This is a genomic window from Herbaspirillum huttiense, assembly GCF_004367745.1.
In the GTDB taxonomy this organism is placed as follows: domain Bacteria; phylum Pseudomonadota; class Gammaproteobacteria; order Burkholderiales; family Burkholderiaceae_D; genus Herbaspirillum; species Herbaspirillum huttiense.
In genome coordinates, this window is the sequence record NZ_CP037993.1 from 114,076 (window position 1) to 134,578 (window position 20,503).

18 protein-coding genes are annotated in these 20,503 nt (G+C 53.9%); 10 read left to right on the top strand and 8 right to left on the bottom strand.

The window, feature by feature from the left end; translation table 11 throughout:
• The first annotated feature begins 15 nt into the window (after positions 1-15).
• From E2K99_RS00510 to E2K99_RS00525, 4 genes are all read left to right on the top strand, one after another.
• Entirely contained in the window at positions 16-1,575 is a 1,560-nt protein-coding gene (locus E2K99_RS00510) for a tetratricopeptide repeat protein (protein ID WP_134221028.1), read from the top strand.
• Positions 1,576-1,862: 287 nt separating this feature from the next.
• Entirely contained in the window at positions 1,863-3,026 is a 1,164-nt protein-coding gene (locus E2K99_RS00515) for a porin (protein WP_134221029.1), read from the top strand.
• A gap of 317 nt (positions 3,027-3,343) precedes the next feature.
• Complete coding sequence (locus E2K99_RS00520) at positions 3,344-4,030, top strand: winged helix-turn-helix domain-containing protein (protein ID WP_134221030.1); 687 nt, start codon at positions 3,344-3,346, stop codon at positions 4,028-4,030.
• Complete coding sequence (locus E2K99_RS00525; protein WP_134221031.1) at positions 4,023-5,387, top strand: HAMP domain-containing sensor histidine kinase; 1,365 nt, start codon at positions 4,023-4,025, stop codon at positions 5,385-5,387. The genes E2K99_RS00520 and E2K99_RS00525 overlap by 8 nt, the downstream gene beginning before the upstream one ends.
• A 29-nt stretch (positions 5,388-5,416) precedes the next feature.
• Here the strand turns inward: E2K99_RS00525 and E2K99_RS00530 are convergent, their stop codons facing one another.
• The 8 genes from E2K99_RS00530 to E2K99_RS00570 form a co-directional block, all read right to left on the bottom strand.
• On the bottom strand, positions 5,417-5,749 hold the full coding sequence (locus E2K99_RS00530) for a CzcE family metal-binding protein (protein ID WP_166675021.1): 333 nt from the start codon (positions 5,747-5,749) through the stop codon (positions 5,417-5,419).
• Positions 5,750-5,907: 158 nt separating this feature from the next.
• Positions 5,908-6,429: a DUF2846 domain-containing protein gene (locus E2K99_RS00535; RefSeq protein ID WP_134221033.1), complete on the bottom strand. Its 522-nt coding sequence runs from the start codon at positions 6,427-6,429 to the stop codon at positions 5,908-5,910.
• Positions 6,413-7,351: a cation diffusion facilitator family transporter gene (locus tag E2K99_RS00540; protein WP_134221034.1), complete on the bottom strand. Its 939-nt coding sequence runs from the start codon at positions 7,349-7,351 to the stop codon at positions 6,413-6,415. The genes E2K99_RS00535 and E2K99_RS00540 overlap by 17 nt, the downstream gene beginning before the upstream one ends.
• 9 nt (positions 7,352-7,360) lie before the next feature.
• Positions 7,361-10,564 (bottom strand): CusA/CzcA family heavy metal efflux RND transporter, encoded by a 3,204-nt coding sequence (locus tag E2K99_RS00545; protein WP_134221035.1) that lies wholly within the window; start codon positions 10,562-10,564, stop codon positions 7,361-7,363.
• 29 nt (positions 10,565-10,593) lie between these two features.
• The gene (locus E2K99_RS00550; RefSeq protein ID WP_166675022.1) at positions 10,594-12,153 is read right to left on the bottom strand and encodes an efflux RND transporter periplasmic adaptor subunit; all 1,560 of its coding nucleotides are present in this window, start codon (positions 12,151-12,153) and stop codon (positions 10,594-10,596) included.
• An 8-nt stretch (positions 12,154-12,161) separates the two neighbouring features.
• On the bottom strand, positions 12,162-13,448 hold the full coding sequence (locus E2K99_RS00560; protein ID WP_134221036.1) for a TolC family protein: 1,287 nt from the start codon (positions 13,446-13,448) through the stop codon (positions 12,162-12,164).
• A gap of 68 nt (positions 13,449-13,516) precedes the next feature.
• Positions 13,517-13,870, bottom strand: a complete 354-nt coding sequence (locus E2K99_RS00565; RefSeq protein WP_134221037.1) for a cobalt transporter — start codon at positions 13,868-13,870, stop codon at positions 13,517-13,519.
• Positions 13,871-13,951: 81 nt separating this feature from the next.
• A complete protein-coding gene (locus tag E2K99_RS00570) occupies positions 13,952-14,242 on the bottom strand; it encodes a DUF4148 domain-containing protein (RefSeq protein WP_134221038.1) in 291 nt (96 codons plus the stop codon).
• 199 nt (positions 14,243-14,441) lie between these two features.
• Between E2K99_RS00570 and E2K99_RS00575 the strand changes: the two genes are divergently transcribed.
• The 6 genes from E2K99_RS00575 to E2K99_RS00595 all read left to right on the top strand — a co-directional run bounded on the left by E2K99_RS00575 (position 14,442) and on the right by E2K99_RS00595 (position 20,406).
• The gene (locus E2K99_RS00575; protein WP_134221039.1) at positions 14,442-15,113 is read left to right on the top strand and encodes a heavy metal response regulator transcription factor; all 672 of its coding nucleotides are present in this window, start codon (positions 14,442-14,444) and stop codon (positions 15,111-15,113) included.
• On the top strand, positions 15,110-16,531 hold the full coding sequence (locus tag E2K99_RS00580) for a heavy metal sensor histidine kinase (protein ID WP_240733825.1): 1,422 nt from the start codon (positions 15,110-15,112) through the stop codon (positions 16,529-16,531). The genes E2K99_RS00575 and E2K99_RS00580 overlap by 4 nt, the downstream gene beginning before the upstream one ends.
• Before the next feature lie 26 nt (positions 16,532-16,557).
• Entirely contained in the window at positions 16,558-18,282 is a 1,725-nt protein-coding gene (locus E2K99_RS00585) for a phosphoethanolamine transferase (RefSeq protein ID WP_240733826.1), read from the top strand.
• Between the two features lie 141 nt (positions 18,283-18,423).
• On the top strand, positions 18,424-18,738 hold the full coding sequence (locus tag E2K99_RS26145; protein WP_338033881.1) for an EamA family transporter: 315 nt from the start codon (positions 18,424-18,426) through the stop codon (positions 18,736-18,738).
• 8 nt (positions 18,739-18,746) lie between these two features.
• A complete protein-coding gene (locus tag E2K99_RS26150; RefSeq protein ID WP_338033882.1) occupies positions 18,747-19,541 on the top strand; it encodes a DMT family transporter in 795 nt (264 codons plus the stop codon).
• Between the two features lie 67 nt (positions 19,542-19,608).
• Positions 19,609-20,406: a GNAT family N-acetyltransferase gene (locus E2K99_RS00595; protein ID WP_166675023.1), complete on the top strand. Its 798-nt coding sequence runs from the start codon at positions 19,609-19,611 to the stop codon at positions 20,404-20,406.
• The last annotated feature ends 97 nt before the right edge of the window (positions 20,407-20,503 follow it).

A 20,503-nucleotide genomic window follows, 5' to 3' on the forward strand; every position in this document is an offset into this window, starting at 1 on the left:
GGAGCGCTCAATAATATGGCCGCCCGTGATGACCTCGCTATTTTAAAAGCAGCCAGAACTGGTGCTGCGGAAGCCCAATTGGCAATTGGTACTCGCTATTACCTGGGAAACGGAAGCCTTCCACAAAGTACAGAAACTGCATTCTATTGGCTTGAGCGTGCAGCTAGGCAGGGACTTCCCGATGCTTGGACTATGATCGGCCGCGCGGTTCCATATGACCTGGTGCGCACAATGTCCCGTCCCTACGAAGCTGCCACCTGGTATGAACGGGCTTTCGATTCTGGAGTGTTTGAAGCTGGCATCGTATTCTCGCGACTGGTGCTCGAGAACTCATCACATTTCAGCGACAGATCCAAAGAAAAAGCCGTCAGTGTTCTCAAGCAACTGGCGGAACGGGACGACCACGAAGCACAATGGCTTCTCGCTCAACACCTTGCGCGGTTGGAAGACGACCATCGGACCGCTCCCGATGAAAGGATCAGTCTCGTACCTCCTTTGAAGGAAGCCAAGGAACACTGGACAAAGCAAGCAGCGCTGGCTGGAGTGGCGGAAGCCCAGTACTCCATATTGGAGAAGTGCTGGCAAACAAGAGACTACGTCGGCTTTTACGAGAACGCTGCGCCAATAATCAACAGTGTCCTCAAAGGCCAAGAAAGTCAGATTCGACTGCTCCGGGATCCATCACCTCATTCGCTGCCTCTCTCTCTCTCCGACAATGAGACTGAACTGTTCTTACGGCAGTCGCAAATCATATTGGAACGCAATACACCAGACATCCCATATGCCCAGAGATTGTTAGAAGTCGCGGCACTCTCTCAAAATCATGAGGCGCAATATCGGCTAGGTATGCTGTATGCACGCATCGATCACGACTGCGAGCGGGTGTTCCCACGGAGCGGCCAAGCAAATTATCTAGCTGCTGTTCCATGGCTCAATGCAGCCGGGAAAGCGGGGGTTGCAGAAGCATGGCACGGCCTCTCCATGATCTACGCAAAGGCAGAGTACTTCCAGCGCAATCTGGCACTGTCTCGCCAGTATCTGAACCGCAGTGCCGAGATGGGGTTCGCACACGCGCAATTCGACTACGCACAGTACTTATGGCGCACGCGGCGTGATGCGCCCATGCATGACGTCCATGCACTCTCATGGTGGAAGAAGGCAGCGGACCAAGGCCATCATGAAGCGCAGATAGCAGTTTCTAGATTCTCTGCTCAGAACGGAAGCGAGACATGGGCAACTGAGATTGCCAGGTCACTGACGACCAAGATGAGAAAGTCCCACCCCTTTCTCTCAGCCAGAATTGACCTTGCCGCTGCTTTCCGTCTGTCCAAATCCGAAGCCGTTCTCATAGAAGTGCGCCATGCCGATCATGGTCACTGCATCGAAGTAGACATCAGCAAACTTCACGCACGCAGCAAAAGGCGGTTGATTCTGGTTGAAAGTGCCTATCAACGTATGACATTAGATTTGATCTCGCGCCTTTTTAGCGACGTCAACTCAAGCTTCGACGGCCCTGAAGGCAACTATCGCCAGCGTCAATATCGCTTGAAGAAAATCATTGCTGAGATCGGCTAACTCTCCCATGGTACCACTCGATTTTCATTTGAGCGGTATGCCTTCCGGCACCAACCTCCGTTGGTGCCGTTTTTTTCGGCCGTCGAATGTCACATCGCACACGCCATCTCGAAAGGCTTCATGCATTCGACAGATGAAGAAATACAACATATCAAGAATCATTCGACCGGTAAAAACCAGACTTTTTTCTATATTTACAAATGGCCTGTTGATGCGAAAAAGGAACACGTAATGTTAGAACATCCGTTAAACGAGCGGATCCTCAAGACTATTTTTAAGGAAGACAAATGAAGAAATCCTTGCTCGCACTGGCCGTGCTCGGCGCATTCGCTGGTGCTGCCCAGGCGCAATCCTCCTCCGTTAGCATCTACGGCATTATCGATACTGGTGTCGTGTACACCAGCAAGGCTGTGAACGGCACCGCCAATGGTACCGGCAGCAAGTTTGGCCTGAATTCCGCTGTTATCCAAGGCTCGCGCATCGGCTTCAAGGGCGTTGAAGACCTGGGCGGCGGTCTGAGCGCAGTCTTCAACCTGGAAACTGGCTTCCGTAACGACACTGGTGCCCTGGATGATTCGAAGACTACCAATACTCTGTTCCGTCGCAAGTCGGTGGTCGGTCTGGCCGGCGGCTTCGGTACCGTTCTGCTGGGTCGCCAAACCGACTTCGCTGACTCGATTTCCTACCTGACCTCGGTTGCCGACTTCGGCTTCATGACCGGCTCTGTTGGCCACAACCTCGATCGCCTGGAAGGCACTCGTAGCAACAACGCCGTCAGCTACACCACCACCAATATGGGTGGCTTCACCGGCAACCTTTTCTACGGCTTCGGTGAACAAGCTGGCCGCACCTCCGCTGGCCAAGCCTTCGGTATCGGCGGCAAGTACGACAATGGTCCTCTGGGTCTGGGCATCAACTACTTCCAGTCCAAGCAAGGCGCAACCCCGGCTGACACCTCGCTGCTGATCGGCACCACCAATGCCGGCGACGTTACCAACTCCGGCAACAGCGCTGCCAAGGTGCTGAACGTTGCAGCTAGCTACCAGTTCGGCCCTGCCCGCGTGTACGCAAACTACAACCGCGTCAAGCAAGACTTGAACACCACCAGCCCAACCGCTCTGGCTGGCAAGACCCTGGCTGTCGCGAATAAGGCCGATATCTATGAAATCGGCACCGCTTACTCGCTGACTCCGACTCTGAAGCTGCTGGGCGCCGTGACTCACACTCGTGCTGACTTCAACTCGTCCTCCAAGGGCAAGCTGACCCAAGTCAGCCTGGGCACCGACTACTGGCTGTCCAAGCGCACCGACCTGTACGCCTTCGTGGCTAACATTCGTGCGTCTGACATGGCCAACAGCGGCGTGTACGGCGATGCAACCGGCAACGCCGCTACCGGTGGTGCTGATGCTAGCCAGACCCTGGTCGCAGTCGGCGTTCGCCACAAGTTCTAAGCAGTACGTCCTCTCCAATATCGCGACCTAGTCGCGATATTGGATCGGCATCAGAAGAAGGCTTGCCCACGCAGGCCTTTTTTCTTTTCTCCAAAATTATTTTCAAAAATTTCCACCGAGCCATCGGCTATTTTTCGCTCGCGTGGTACAGTTTTTCTCCTGCATCAAACACCTCAGGTAGACATTCAATACCCCAAGGTTCCGGTGCCAACTCCATTCAAACTCACCAGTCTTGCAATGCTCTTCGGGTCATTCCGAATTGAGCGAGGCGCACCTCAGCGCCCCAATAACTGGCCCCAATATTCTGTGTAGGAAAAATGACGGCGACAAAATTGCTGATCGTCGAAGACAACGAGCGCGTAGCGCGGTTCTTGAAGAAAGGACTATCCGAATCCGGATACGAGGTTGATCACGCCGATAACGGTCGCGACGGCATGTTGCTGGCGACCAGTACACCCTATGCCGCCATTATTATGGACCGCATGCTCCCAGGGGGCATCGATGGTTTGAGCATCATTGAGGCATTGCGTAAGACTGGAAACAAGGTCCCTATCTTGATCCTCAGCGCTATGGCCGAGGTCGACGACCGAATCAAAGGACTTCAGAGTGGCGGGGACGACTATCTGGTCAAGCCGTTTTCGTTCGGGGAGTTACTGGCTCGCGTCGAAGCCATTGCCCGCCGCGCTCGGGAATCGACCGAGAAGACCTACCTAGTCATAGGCAACCTGCACCTCGATGTCATGAAGCACAAGGTATATCGGGACGGAAAGGCCCTGACTCTCCAACCGAGAGAGTTCCTGTTGCTCGAGTATCTGATGCGCCACGCCAATCAGGTCGTTACCCGTACCATGCTCCTGCAGAACGTTTGGAATTACGATTTCGACCCACAAACCAATGTGGTCGAGGTGCACATCAGCAAACTTAGACAAAAACTGGATGGGGATTCTCGCCCCTCTATCCTGCGCACCATCCGTAACGCCGGCTATATGCTTACTGATGAATAGACTATTTAAATTCTCTGCTCGAACAGTAGCCACCTGCTACGTCATATTCAGTCTACTTGCGCTGGCAGCCTTTGCCACGCCGCTCTGGTACGCATGGCAAGAATTTGTGGAGCAAGATTGGCGACACATTCTGCACGCCGATAGCGATAGGCTTCAGCGTGTCTTCGATGAGGAAGGCGTCGATGCGCTCAGCCGAAGGATCGAATCAAGAGTCGGTGCCATACCGGGAGGATCGGAGGATATTGTCCTGTTGACGGACGAGAAGATGCAGCACCTCGCAGGAAATCTCGATGCTTGGCCAGTTGAAGTCAGTCCGATAGCATCCAGCGGCAGATTCCAGGTCGATATCAATGGCAACCGCACACGCATTCTCGCTCGACATTTGGTCCTGAATGGACGATTCCATCTGCTGGTCGCTCACGACATCAATCGATATCGACTGCTTGAGAACATGTTTATCGTAGGCTTGGCCGCCTCCGGCACCATCATTATCCTGCTCGGCATCGCTGGTGGGGTGGCGATCCGCCGCAGTCTGCTTGCGAAGGTGAAAGATATCAACCAGGCTGCCTCGGCCATTATGCAAGGAGATTTCAGCCATCGGCTTCCGCATCATGGCGGGGAGAATGAGCTGGCGACCCTCGTCCAGACGGAAAACCTCATGCTGGCGCAGATTGAGCAGCTCATGAATGGCATCATCAATGCGTCTAACTCGATTGCGCATGATCTTCGCACACCACTTGCCGAATTACGATCGCGGCTGGAAGGCCTCCTGCGGGTACAACGAGGTGATGCGGATGAAATAGAGGGAGCGATCGAAGATGTCGACAGAGTCATCGCCATCTTTAACGCTTTGCTACGGTTGGTAGAAATTGATACAGGTGCTCGGAAGGCCGGCTTTACTACTGTTGATGTAGCGGCTGTTGTCGCCGATATCGCCGATTTTTATCAGCCGCTAGCGGAATCTCTCGGAAAGTTCATTGATCATCGCCCGTCTGGGCCTGTTCTGCTCCGCGGAGACTCATTGCTACTGGCGCAAGCCGTGAGCAATCTGATTGATAACGCGATGAAATTTGTACCTGTCGGCGGGACCGTTACACTGAGCTGCGTTCAAGTAGACGAGGGCCGAGTTCTGGTGCGTGTTAGTGACGACGGCCCTGGGATTTCTGACGCTGAATTACCGAAGGTGCAACAGCGTTTCTATCGGGGCGATACGAGCAGAGCGACACCAGGTGTTGGCCTAGGCCTCAGCCTGGTGGCGTCTGTTGCGAGACTACATGATGGCTCTCTAGAACTTTCCAACAACCATCCCGGACTACGAGCAGTCCTGATTCTGCGAACTGCATCGGTATCGGAATAGTTACATCCAATCCAAGCAGAGCTCATCAATTAATGACCGCGGTACAGCGGATTAGTGCTCAGGTACACGGTGGCATTTGCGCCATCGAAACCTTGCGGAGCGATCTTCGAGAACGCGAACGGCTGCAGGCCGAAAGTATCGAACTTCCAGGTGAAGCTCTTGCCTTGCGAGACGAATTTCACGATCTCGCCCTGCGCGACGTTGACGTACTTAGTCGAAGCATTCATGGTGATCTCACGCTCCGGCAGTGCCTTGTTGGCGGGAACGCCGAAGGGATCAGCGACTTGAGCAACGGCATTAGCGCCGGCGAAGGACATCAGCAAAGTTGCGGCGATTGCGATCTTGGAAAACTTGGACTTCATGGCAAACCTCCTTGGGGTGAAATGTCGTTTTGACGATGAGTTCATTGTAGGGAGGAGCCAATTACCAAAATCGAACGAAATTATTACGATTGCGTAATAATTTCGGATCCAAAAAAAAGGGGCGCAAATCTGCGCCCCTTTCTCCACATCAAATTCAGCTAGTCGATCTTCGTAAGCACCAAGTCCAGCGGCTGCACGGAATCTTTCGCTCGTTCCCTGCTTACAGATTTGATACTCGGCTCCGTCGAGAAAAAGTGCTCTGCAATCTGGTACTCCAGGAAGGCCTCTTTCTGCATATCAACGGAAATCGATACCGTCTCGATTTTGTCCGCCGTAACCTTCACGGTATGTGTCCCCGGCCGCATTTTTATGCGAGCGAAGGTCTTCGGCCCCAACTCTGCCAGGAATACACCGTCCACGAATATCTTCGACTTAGTACTACGCTGCTGGGCATAAGGCCGCGTTATGTACATGTAGCCCGATCCCTCAGGCGCCGGCGTAAAGGCTTTAGCCTCATCGTCATGCAAGTCGTCATGCACCGGCACAGCTACGCAGACGCTAGTTTGTTGCAATATCGTGCAGGGAACGCTTTCAGGTGACGAAGTCGCGCATGCGGATACCAAAGCCATCGATGCGGCCATCAATGACAATCTGATCCAGCGACTAGTGTTTGTGGTCATCGTGATCCTCCTTCCCTAGCGGAGAAAAATTATGTTCATCAGCGGCCTGTTCGCAGGGCGTATCTTCCATCTGAATGGTGACATGGTGAATATCAAACTTCTCTGCCAACAACTTCCGAATCTTGTCCAGCACTTCAATATTGGAAGTACGCGAGTCATAGACAACGTGAGCGGTCAAACTTACCTTATCGTTCGATATCGACCACACATGAAGATCGTGAATCGATTGGGCACCTTCTATTCCAAGAATGCTCTCTTGAATGTCATCGATATCCACGTGCGCCGGCGTCGCCTCCAGAAGAACGTTAATACTCTCCTGCAACAGCGTCCAGGTACGTGGCAACACCCAAAGACCAATAGCCACAGCGATAACCGTGTCAACCCAACCCCACCCAGTGAACCGGATGATGAGGGCTCCGGCGATCACGCCTATGGAGCCGAGCATGTCGCTCCACACCTCCAGATAGGCTCCTTTAACATTCAGGCTCTTGTCTTTGCCCGACATCAGAATCCGCATACTGACAAGATTGATGATCAACCCTAGGATCGCCACTACCAACATCGCACCGGACTGAATCTCAGGCGGAGACTTGAACCTCTTGTATGCCTCGACGAGGATATAGACCGCTACCGCGAACAGCATCAAAGCATTGAATAATGCGGCCAAGATTTCATAGCGCGCGTACCCAAAAGTTCTTTTTGTGTCTGCTGGTCGCTTTCCAATGCGGATTGCAAATAACGCGATCGCCAATGCTGCACTGTCTGTCAACATATGTGCCGCATCGGAGATCAACGCGAGGCTCTGGGTCAGAACACCCGCAACAGCCTCCGCAATCAGAAATGTCGACGTCAGGGCAAGCGCGATCTTCAGCGCCTTCTCATTGCCCCCTTGCGGTTGAACGTGCGAGTGTCCTTGTCCCATATTTACCTCTTAGTTGGCAATGGATGAACGCTTAGCCCAGAACTTCCAGAAGGGAGGACGCGATGTCTTGCCAGCTGGTGATTCATCTTCGTCCTTGTCATGTGCCAACTTGTAGAGCAGCGGCAGCACGAGCAACGTCAGCGCGGTCGACGACAGAATACCGCCGATCACCACCGTTGCCAGCGGACGCTGTACTTCTGCACCGGTTCCGGTGGCCAGCGCCATTGGGACAAAGCCCAGAGACGCGACCAGCGCCGTCATCAAGACTGGGCGTAGACGCGTCATCGCACCATCGTGAATCGCTTCATCCAGCGAACGTCCGTCCTCGCGCAAGCTCCGAATGAAGGAGATCATCACTAAACCGTTCAGAACTGCAACACCTGATAAGGCAATGAAACCAACAGCCGCAGAGATCGACATCGGAATTCCACGCATTGCAAGGGCCAAAATACCGCCCGTCAACGCGAATGGGATACCTGTGAACACCAGCATGCCGTCCTTGACGTTGCTAAACATCGCAAACAACAGCACGAAGACCATCAATAAGGCAACTGGAATCACAATCTGCAGGCGTTGCGTTGCCGACTGCAGATTTTCAAACTGCCCGCCCCAGGTAGTCCAGTAGCCAGTGGGGATCTTGACTTCAGACTGCAGCTGACGCTCAGCGTCAGCCACGAAGCCACCCAGATCGCGGCCACGAACGTTGGCACTGACCACGATGCGACGCTTACCGTCCTCCCGGCTGATCTGGTTTGGACCCGGAGCGACGTTCAGGGAAGCGACCTCACCCAGCGGTACATAGCTTGTGCGCGTAGCACCGTCCTGCAAAGGCAATGCGATTGGCAGTCGGCGAATAGCCTCCAGATCGGTACGAGCATTGTCCGGCAGGCGCACCACGATGCCGAAGCGGCGGTCGCCCTGGAACATCGTACCGGCCTCCTTGCCACCGATTGCAGTCGCGATCGTGTCCTGAATATCCGACACGTTCAGACCATAGCGTGCGGTCTTCTGACGATCGATATCCACGGTCAGCATCGGCAAGCCCGTCGTCTGCTCAATCTTCACCTCGGTGGCGCCCGGAATTTTCTCCAAGACGGCCGAAATCTTGCTGGCGGTGTCATTGAGCACATTCATGTCGTCGCCGAATACCTTCACTGCCACGTCACTTCGAACGCCCGAAATCAGTTCATTGAAGCGCAGCTGAATTGGTTGCGAGAATTCATAGTTGTTACCCGGAATCTTCGCGACTTCTTCCTGAATTGCTGCAAGCAGCTCCTCATGCGTCTTTTTCGGTTTAGGCCACTGGTCCAACGGCTTGAGCATAATGTAGCCGTCGGAAATGTTCGGCGGCATCGGATCGGACGCAACTTCCGCCGTACCGGTTCGAGCAAACACTCGTTCCACTTCGGGGAATTTCTTTTTTAGTGTCTTCTCGATCTGCTTCTGCATCTCCAGAGACTGGGTCAGGCTCGTGCCCGGGATTCGTAGCGCCTGAATAGCCATATCGCCTTCGTTCAGGCTCGGAACAAACTCCGTGCCAAGACGGGTCGCTACTACGCCACAAACAACAATCAAGGCGCCGGCAAAAGTCAGAACGACTGCCTTATTCTCCATAATGGCCTTCAGCATTGGCTCGTACAGACGCTTTGCCCAAACCATCATGAAATTCTCTTTCTCGGCGACTTTCTCTCCGATGAACAAGGCAATAGCTGCCGGAATAAAGGTGACCGACAAAATCATGGCACCGATCAGGGCCGCAACGACGGTAAATGCCATCGGCGTGAACATCTTGCCTTCGACACCCGTTAAGGCGAACATCGGCAAATACACGATCATGATGATCAGTTGGCCAAAGATCAGCGGGCGGCGAGCCTCCTTCGCCGCGGCGAAGACTTCATGGAAGCGTTCGTTGCGCGTCAATGTACGGCCATGATGCTCCTGGGCGTGTGCCAATCTCCGGACACAATTCTCCACAATCACCACGGCGCCGTCGATGATGATCCCGAAATCGAGTGCACCGAGGCTAAGCAGGTTCGCACTCACCTTGTTTGTCACCATGCCTGTGAACGTAAAGAGCATGGCCAGAGGAATCACGGTTGCCGTGATAATGGCTGCACGGATGTTGCCCAGGAAGACAAACAACACCGCGACCACGAGCAATGCGCCTTCAACCAGATTCTTTTTCACCGTGGCGATTGCTTTGTCGACCAATACAGTACGGTCATACACCGTCACCGCCTCAACACCCTTCGGTAGGGTGCGATTGATTTCCTGCATCTTCTTGTCGACGGCCAGCGAAACCTTACGGCTGTTCTCACCGATTAGCATGAAGACGGTACCCAAGACCACCTCACGACCATTTTCGGTCGCGGCGCCTGTACGCAGCTCGCGGCCAATATCGACGTCCGCTACATCACGCACGCGAATAGGCACGCCCTTGACGTTGGACAGCACAATGTTGCCAATGTCTTCGATCGAAGCCACCTGACCAGGAGCACGAATCAAGTACTGCTCGCCGCGGCGCTCAATATAGCCGGCGCCGACGTTGTTGTTGTTCTTCTCCAGTGCCTTGATGACCGTATCCATCGTCATGCCGTAAGACGCAAGCTTCTCCGCGGACGGGGCGACTAGATATTCCTTGGCGTAGCCGCCAATGGTGTTGATCTCGGTCACCCCTGGGACCAGACGCAACTGCGGCTTGATGACCCAGTCCTGAATTTCCCGCAGGTCTGTCGGAGTGTATGGCGTTCCATCTGCCTTGCGTGCATCGTCCTTGGCTTCGACAGTCCACAAGTAGATCTCACCAAGACCGGTAGAAATCGGTCCCATTCCAGGATCAATGCCCGCCGGCAGCTGGCTTCTGGCCTGCTGAATACGTTCATTGACCAACTGGCGAGCAAAGTAGACGTCCGTGCCATCCTTGAAGATGACCGTCACCTGCGACAGTCCATAACGCGACAAGGAGCGGACCTGCTCCAAATTGGGCAAGCCAGACATCACGGTTTCAATCGGATAACTGATTCGCTGCTCGGTTTCGAGCGGAGAATATCCAGGCGCGGAGGTGTTGATCTGCACCTGCACGTTGGTGATATCAGGTACGGCATCGATAGGTAGCTTTTGATAGCTATAGACGCCGTATGCTCCCATCCCAAGTACGGCGAGCAGGACAAGCCATCGATGCTCGATGGCGAAGCGAATAATTCGTTCAAACATGATTTTCGTCTTTCTCGAAGTCGCCGGTATTAGTGGCCATGCTCAGCGGAACCCTTGCCCAGCTCAGCCTTGATTGCGAAGCTGCCGGTCGCGGCATACTCAGCACCTGCGTCCAGACCTGATTTGATTTCCACAAATTTCCCGCTCGTACGACCGATAGTGACTTCTTGAGCCGCGAAGCCGCCAGGAACGCGAACGAACACCACGCTCTTCTCATCGACGGTCTGGATTGCATCGGCAGCCACGGCCACAGGTACCTGCGCCTCGTCGGAAACGACTTCAACGTTCACGAACAGGCCAGGACGCCAGCTGTCATCCGAATTCGGAAGTACGACGTGCGCCTTAGCGGTGCGGCTTTGCTCGCCAATCAGGGAGCCAACGTAAGAGATCTTTCCGCTTGCGCTTGCGCTGAAGGCAGTGGCGCGAACAACCACCTTCTCCCCCACACGGACAACTTGCATATCCTTGGGCGAGACGATGATCTCGGCCCACACGCTGGTCAGGTCGGAAATCAGGAAGGCGTTCGCATCTTCGCGTACAGCCTCCCCCAGTCCCAGGTGCTTTTCGACAATGACACCGTCGAACGGAGCACGGATTTCATAGCGATTCAGGCCGCCCGAGGATCCAACCGCGCCAATTGCGCGCAGCTTTTGTTGGGCATTGCGCACCGACACTTCTGCTTCACGCAGGGTAGTTTGTGCCTGCAGATAGTCTTGTTCAGCAGAGATCTTCTGTTCCCACAGGTTCTTCTCACGTTGATACGCGGTCTTGGCAAGAGCCAGACGCTGCTCGGCATTCAACAACTCCGAGCGTTGCTCCGAAACGGCACTGCTGTTAATGACTGCCAGAATCTGGCCCTTTTTCACCCTCTGGCCCAGATTGGCGGATACAGATTCAACAATGCCTGCCACTTGCGGTACAACGTGGGCAGTACGGTCTTCATTGAAGCGAATTTCCCCTGGCAGCTGCAGACTGCTATTCAATTTCATGGCGCTAGCGGTCTTCACCTGGATACCAGCCGCAGCCATCTGCTCATTGTTCAATTCGATCTTTCCTTCTTCCTTGGAAAGTGTGAACTTCTGAGAACCGGTCGGCGTCGATGCCGAGAACTTGATGTCGAACAGATGCGGCTCCTCGATCGGCGCGCTTGCCTTCAGGGCATCTTTCTCGATCTTGAATTCCAGTAACTCACCGGCCTTGCCCGGACGAGTCAATACTGCGGACAATTTCACTGTGGTGGGCGCCACCGGCTTATCAGCCTGGTAGGGATAAACTACCAGTGCGCCATCGCTTTCAGACAGCAGCACTTCGAAGGAAGACTCTCCCTCCTTGTACACAGATCCACCATGTGGGCCCTTGGCCGGCGCCGCGCTGTGGTGTTCGCCGTCGCCATGCCCAGCAGAATCTTTGTGCTCGCTGCCTTTTTCTTCGCCATGGTGCTCATTGTCCTTGTGGCCACCCTCCTCTTGGTGTGCAGAGGATTTTCCGCCGCCCCCGGCCGAACTGCCCCCCTTCATCAAGGTTACCCCCGCCAAGAGTGCTGCGATGGCGATGATCGCCGCGATGGCGAGTTTTTGCTTCTTAGTCATGTTTGATCTCACTCAGCTGAAGGTGTCTCAGTGCCGGCCAGACGATCCAGGTCTGCGGCGGCTTGGAATGCGGTAGAAAGCGCTTTCCAGTACTGCGCTTTGGCTTGGAAATAGGTGCGCTGCGCGTCAAGGACGTCCAGATATCCGAACTTCCCTAGCTCGAATCCGGTTCGCGCAGCTTGATAAGCACTTTGTGCCCCAGGGACAATCTCGCCACGCAACGCGGCAGCTTCTTCTCTTGCGTTACGCAAGCGCTCGAAGCTTTGAGCAGCTTCGCTCTGCATCTGCACTTCAACGATCGACAACTCATCGCGCGCTTTGTCGACGCGCTTCAATGCTTCGAGCTCGTTGCCCTTATTGTTGTCCAGAACAGGGATGGGAACGGAGAAACCGACCACCCACATATTTCTGGCACTCGATTCATCTCGCTTATTGCCGAAGGTGAGGCTCACATCGGGCGTACGCTTGCTGGTCTCGATCTTGGCCAGCGCACGACGGCGTTCGACTTCGAGCTGCGCGAGCTTCACGGCAGGCCCGATCGCGACTTTCTCAGTCAGTTGTGCGATCGCCGGCAGTGCAGGCAGTGATTCAACGCCACCATCGGTCAGTTGGAACTCATTGCCAACAGAGCCCCAGAACATTGCCAGCTTCTTCTGCGCGAGGATCAGATCGCTATCGGCTTGGTTGAGCTCCAGCTGCGCACTGGATTCGGCCACTTTGGCCTTGGTTTGCTCAACGGGCGATATCTTGCCTGCCGTGACGCGGCGGCCAGTCATATCCGCAGATGTCTTCGCTAGGCCCAGCAGCTCCTTGGCCAGACGCTGACGCTCCATCGCCACCATCACGTCGTAGTACGCAGCAACCACGCCGGCGCGAATTTCCGTGCGCTTCGCAGCGTAGTCCAGCAATGCCATGTCGCGTGCTCGTTGAGCCGCCTCAATTCGGGCGCTACGCTTGCCACCGAGCTCAATCGGCTGAGTAATTTGGTATGTCGTTGTCCGGCTGGACTTCCGGAAGTCCTCCATCAATGCCGAGAACTCAGGATTCGGCCTTGCTCCTGCTTGGACGATCGTCGCCTCCATGGCGTCAATCTCCTTGCGAGCGGCGGCCAGGGTCTTGTTCTGATCAAACGTCAGGCTGATGGCCGCCGGAAGCGACAACAAGCGAGGCTCTTTGACAAGAGACGAAGCGGTATAGGGTTGGGGTTGTTCTGTGTTTCCAAGCGCAGTGGACTGCGCATGGCTGGAGCCGGCTGCGAGCAGCGCGAGCGCCAGCAAAAAGCTGTGCCGATACATCGAATTCTCCGGTGATAAAAAGGGGAATTCGGCGAGAGCAGTTGTGTATGCGGATTGTCCTCGCCGAGTTAAGCGGCGAGCTGCCAATTGGGCTTATCGGGCCCATCGGCTATGTGAGAAGTGGGATGGGGAAAGTAGCTCGGATGCGACTTCTGCTCGGCAGCCGGGGGAACGATCACACTGGAGTTGTAGATCTGCACCGATTTCATGCAAGAAAAATGACACAAAGAGCAACCGACATCGCTGTCGCTGGTCTTCGATTTTTCGGACCCCGCGTGATCATCGGCCTTTGCTGACGGATGTTCGTGGTGCCCCAAATGCGTCGGCACTCGATCATTTTCCGCTTGACAATATGAGGCCATCGCCGCCCAAGAGAGCTGCATCGGCAACAACAAAGCAAGCAAGATAATCAGTGCGCGCATGATGAGAAGGATTATAGCTACCGACCGAGCCGATCGGCAGCTATGAGGTTAATGTGCAACATGGCCATTAATCGGCGGCGATTATGCACCGTTGTACAGCGACGAGTCAAAGGCCTTGCTTTGGGTCGGGCTGCCGGCAACATCTGGCTTGACCGAGGTGGTCGACGCCGGCTTGCCCAGGCGTGCAGCTTCCAGCTCGGCAACCACGTCAGCACGGGTCTTGGTACTTTCGAACTTGATCACTGGGTAGTTGTTGCGCGCGTTGAGGTTAGCTTGATCACGCTCAGCCTCGGTCTTGACAGTAGATTGTGCGAAGGCGGACACCGACAGAACGGTAACCATGGCGCCGAAGAGGATTTGGGTTGCTTTCATGACATTTCTCCTAGAATGGAAGTTGAAAAAAAGTCGCCTGATCTAGGCGGTTCGATCGCCAACTCCTTGTATGGCGAATCGTTGGAATGGATTCTACGGAGGGGGTGCGAACAGAAAGATTGCCCAGTTATTACAGATTTGTAATGAATACCGAAGCCGGCTGATTCAGAATATTGACGTTTTCGATGGGATTAAAATCATGCACATCTTGCTAGTAGAAGACGAACCAAAATCTGGAGACTACCTACGGCGCGGCCTGACCGAGTCAGGTTTTGTCGTCGACTGGGTTCAGTCAGGGGTAGACGGCTTGCACAACGCACGAACGCTGGAATACAAGCTCATTATTCTGGATGTGATGTTGCCTGGCATGAATGGCTGGGATATTTTGCGAGAATTGCGCCGCACCCACGATACCCCCGTACTATTCCTCACGGCACGTGATGAAATCGAGGACCGTGTAAAAGGGCTTGAGCTGGGTGCTGATGACTACCTGGTCAAACCATTTGCATTTACAGAGCTACTCGCCAGGGTACGCACACTGTTGCGCCGTGGACCGAGCCGGGAATCCGACATAATCGAGTATGCCGATGTCCAGCTGGACGTACTACGAAGGAAGGTGACTCGCCATGGACAGCGCGTTGATCTGACCGCCAAAGAGTTTGCTTTGCTGCACATGTTGATCCGCCGGCCAGGCGAAGTTCTTTCTCGGCCCCAAATCGCCTCACAGGTATGGGATATGAACTTCGACAGTGACACCAATGTGGTTGACGTCGCAGTTCGCCGGCTGCGGGCGAAACTAGACGATGGCTTTGACAATAAATTGCTTCATACCGTCTGGGGCATGGGATACGTCTTTGAGGCTCGAAATTGATCGCCAAGAATCCAGCCTCGATGACATCTCGCCTAGTAACATTGTTTGCACTAGTCGCAGTCGTCACCTTCTCAGCAGTTGGCACTTACCTCTATCACTCTCTTTACGTCCAGCTTGAACGCCGAGATGACGAAGAACTGATCGGAAAGAGCCGCTCCATTGATCACCTAATTCAGGAAGCGAACTCGATCGAAAGAATCAAGGCCAATAAGCACGCTATGTTGGACACCATTAGCGGCCACGATCAGCTTCTGGTGCTCATAACGGACTCAGCAGGTGCCACCATTCTGAAAAACTATGAGGGTCCGGCGGAAGAGGGCTTCCCTCTTTTCAACAGCCTGAAGACAGCCCAATTCAACACTCTTCAGAGCTTTATTCTGGGAGGCAATAGTGCGCGCTTCATCGCTAGCAGACCCACGACAAGTACGGGTGAGAAGACTTTGGTAGTTGTGGCACGCACGGCATCGGATCGCATGGAGTTACTGGCGGACTACCGTACAGAGGTCTGGTACGCAGCGGCCATCGGCACCCTTCTAGCGACAATCCTGAGTTTCTTTCTCGTTCGCAGCGGCCTGCAACCACTACGTCTCATGGCTGCACAAACACATGCTGTCTCAGCCAATCGCCTTGACACCCGACTAGACATTCGGTCGGCGCCCAAAGAGCTGCACGAGATCGTAGAGTCATTCAATGCGATGTTGGACCGGCTGCATCGTAGCTTTGAACAGTTAACTCAGTTCTCAGCGGACCTCGCGCACGACCTGCGCACTCCACTCAACAATCTCATGGTTCAGACGCAGGTCGCGCTTGGTAAGCAGCGCACCCTTGAGGAGTATCAAGGCCTGCTCAGCTCCAATATCGAAGAGTATGAACGTTTGGCCAGGATGATGGAGAGCATACTGTTCCTCGCGAGAGCAGAAAATGCACATGTTGCGGTGAAGATTCAAGCGCTCAGCGTCGAAGATGAACTGGCTAAGATTTCAGACTATTTCGAGGGTATCGCAGAGGATGCCAGAGTAAAAATTGTAGTCGGCGGCACAGGGGAGATCTTTGCCGATCCAATGCTGTTGCGCAGAGCTCTGGGCAACCTGATTGCAAATGCCATCCGATACACTCCCGCGGAGCGAACTATTCGAGTCGAAGCGACAGATATCGGTGACGTCACAATCCTGACTGTCTCCAACCCAGGAGAAGGTATTCCAGCTGAAGTGGTTGGGCGGATCTTTGATCGATTTTATCGGGCGGATCCATCGCGCAGCAGTTCTAGTGGATCAAGCGGACTTGGCTTGGCGATCGTGCGCTCGATCATGACATTGCACGGTGGAGAAGCCTCGGTCAAAAGCATCCAAGGCGAACGAACAATATTCAGCCTGACATTTCCCAAAGAAGCCAAATCCAAGTGCGCCAAAAGCGCCTGATGTCCATATCGCAGACGAAGCCATAAGTGCTCGTCAATCCAAATCTACCTTGTGAGTACTTTAAGTTGAAACGACTTGGCTACCGACTGCTCTTGGGCATTGGCGGACTGGTGACATTTTGGGCGGTCGGCATGATCAGCGCCAATGAATTTGCCAAAAGCACGGTCTTGATGGCCACAAGCCTACCAGGCATAGCAGGCCTCTTTATCGCACTTCCTTATTTCCGGTCGCGACCGCGATGGCTGACAGCTGTCAGTCTTGGCATCCTCTTTCTATTCTTCCTGGACGCAGCACTAAAAGGCTTTCTGCGAGAATACTTTGGCCTGCGGCCGAATCCTGTTCTCGTTCTGCACGCTGTTTTTAATACAAATCCTGGCGAAGGCAGCGAATTCTTCCTGCACAATTGGCGCGAAGTGGCTAAAGCCACCTCGACGTTTCTGGTCATAAGTGCCTGTACTTTCTGGTTCGAGAAATGCCTCTCTTTCAGAGAAGCTCGATTGCCGGTTAGTGTGCTGCGTAGATCCGGATTTGCAAGCATCGCTCTCCTACTTAGCTCATTCCTGGCGCTGCACTTCAATCCCACCATGGCAAAGGAGAATCCGGCGCTATTCTGGCCGATTCGATACATGGACTACCGTGCGCAGCTAAAGCAGGCGCAAGACATGCAGCAGAACATAGCGCGCAACATGGCCAAACGGTCCGAATGGAAAGTGCGGTACACCGGACCGGCCAGCAACACCGTCGTCTGGATCATTGGCGAGAGCACCAACCGTAGCAACATGTCGCTCTACGGCTATGAGCGTAGAACTACCCCTATGCTGGATGCACTGCGCAATCAGTTAATCGTATTCCAGGACGTGATTTCATCTGAGCCGGCCACGATGTCGTCATTGATGAAGATGTTCACGCCAGCTGATCTGGCTTCCCCGGATGATTGGGACAGCAAACCGGACGTGTTAATGCTAGCCGAAGAAGCAGGCTACAAGACGTTCTGGATATCCAACCAGGTCCCAAATGACGGGTGGCTCGGTCTTGTGTCGGGGCGGGCCGACGAAAAGCTGTTCATCAATAAAGGAGCTGGCCGTGGCGAGAACAATTTCGATGGAAATCTACTGCCGGGATTTAATGCTGCTCTGGTTAATCCTGCGCCCAAGAAGCTGATTGTCGTTCATCTACTTGGGGCCCACCCGACATACGACATGCGCTACCCGAGGTCGTACGCAAAATTCGACGATGTCAGCGATACCGTCACAGACCAACTATCCGCCGCCGGACGGTCGCTTTGGATCCGCCAATTGCGTAATGAGTATGACAATGCCATCGCTTATAGCGACTTTGTCGTGGCAAGTATGATCAAGAGTACTATGGCGGCTAACTTCGGTGCGGTAAGTCTCTTGTATAGCGCAGACCACGGTCAGGAGGTCGGGCACACAAGGGATCATGCGGGCCAGTCTGCAGTAGACGCCTCTGGATATGAGATACCGATGCTCCTTTGGATGAGATCTTTCTCAGGCGCAAATGCTGTGGATAAGGCAATTTTGGAAAATCGGCCGTATCAGACGGATCACCTTGAGCACACTATGATGGGACTGCTCAATATCGAATCGCGTTATTACTCCGCCTCCAGAGACATCATGAGTGACGCATTCTTGAGCGAAGACTTCTCTAATGGACTTAGGAGAATAAACGGGCTCCCTTACTTACCGCGGACGATGACGTTCAATCAGTCGCCATCTGCTAGCAAATCTTGAGGTCCAGAAAACCTTCCTTAGTAAGTTTGAGCAATGCCGTCAGACGGCGCTGATCGCTTACCCTAGCGTGCTTCATTCGGCGGCACGTACACTGTCGTGAAAGAAATGCCAGAAAGAACCAATTTCTGAAGCGAGAATGCAATGAAACTGTGGACCACTATCTCCGCGCCTGGAGTCAAAGCAGCTCTGGCCGCAGCCTTGCTTTTCGGAGCTGCCACGCCGATCGCCAAGCCCCTCCTCGAAGGTAACTCACCTTGGATGATTGCCGCCCTCCTGTACCTTGGCTCAGGGGTGGGGCTATTCATCTACAGGAAGGTCGTCGGCGCCCAAAAGACTTCTCTTCAACGCAATGAAATAGGTTGGCTTGCTGGTGCCATTGCCTTCGGCGGGGTCATAGCACCTGTACTCCTGATGATTGGCCTAACGGCAGCAAAGAGAATTTTGACCGACGCATAGCGATCGGCATGGTGGCGATCGTGATTGGCGCAGTGGTTCTAAGCCTTCCACGTGAACTGAGTCATGTCCAGATTTGGCCATCGCTGGCGATTCTAGGCGCATGTTTTGCATGGGGCATCGACAATAATCTCACACGCAAGGTGTCGACGGCTGACGGCTCCTGGGTCGCTAGTGTGAAAGGGCTCTCGGCGGGATTAACGAATCTGGTGATCGCCATAGCAATGAACGCGCGCCTCCCGAACATCTCTGTCATAGCGGAAACCATGGCTCTGGGCTTCCTTTCCTATGGCGTCAGCCTGACATTGTTCGTGGTAGCCCTGCGGCATCTGGGTACTGCGCGAACCGGCACTTACTTCTCTGCGGCGCCATTTCTTGGCGCGGTCTTAGCACTTGCCGGTGGTGAAGCCCTGACGCCTCAACTTCTCATAGCTGGCGCATTAATGGCGTTCGGCATTTACCTTCATCTCACTGAGCGTCATGCTCACGAGCATACTCATGAGGTAATGGAGCATGAACATGAGCACACTCATGATGATTTGCACCATGCTCACACCCATGATGCTCCCATGGCTCCCGGGACGAAACACACCCACAAGCATCATCAATCGCGCATTACACACACACGATCACTTCCCAGATACACATCACCAGCACCAGCACCAGCATTGATGTATTACTTCTCTTCAGAGTCGAACAAAGCTGTGTCACGACGCCGTACCATCCATTCGCCCGACATGATTAGCGGGTCATGCCAGCATTCGGCCAGAAGTGGACATCCAACCACGTCGATGTTTGGTCCATGATGACATTCGAGCCCTTATGCCAAAATGTTCGCTATTAACGTTGGCAACAAGGCATTTAACCGTACCAATGATTTTCACATCTCGACTCGCTCTTCAAGACTTTCAGGATAGAGATCTCAGCGCGATTTTCAGCTTCATGAGCGATCAGCAGGCGATGCAGTTCACGCATAAAGCCCAATCTCCCGAAGCCCTTTTGCGGCGGCTTCGCAGTTTTGAATCACAACGCTCCTCCAATGGCTTCGCGCCTTGGGTGGTTCGTGATCGAAGAGATTTCAAAGTTATCGGCTGGGGAGGCCTTTGTACCGATCCAGACGAACCAGGGTGGGGAATTGAAGTTATTTATGCCTTCTCCCCCGACAAGTGGCGGCGAGGATACGCATCAGAACTGGTGCAGACAGCATCTCAATACGCCTTTCATACGTGTCATATTGGCGAACTTCATGCCTTCGCGATGCCAGCCAATACAGGATCATTACGCGTTTTAGAGAAATGCGGATTTCAAAATATTGGTTATGTTCAGTCGTTGGAGCGAGAGCACCTAGTATTGAAAATGCCAATGGCTAGCACAGCTAATCAGGAACACAAATTAATGAGAATTTCGCTCGAAGATCCTCGGCAAGAGGAGGTCATAAAACTTATTGAGGAACTGGACGCGTATCAGGTCCCGCTTTACCCTGCAGAAAGCCATCACGGCATTGATCTCGACGCTCTTGCGAGCGCCAACGTTTTGTTTGCTGTTGTCCGCGACGACGACGGCCAGGCGGTTGCATGTGGTGCGATCGTTTTACAGCAGCACTACGGCGAATTAAAGCGGTTCTACACCAGCCCTTTGCAGCGTGGGAAGGGAATTGCGAGAACTTGTTGATTTGCATTGAAAACTGACCCAGTTTCCCCGGAAATTTGCATCCTAAGTTGACCCATGTTTAGACCACAATCCTGCTCATGACATCGAGCGGGAGAAC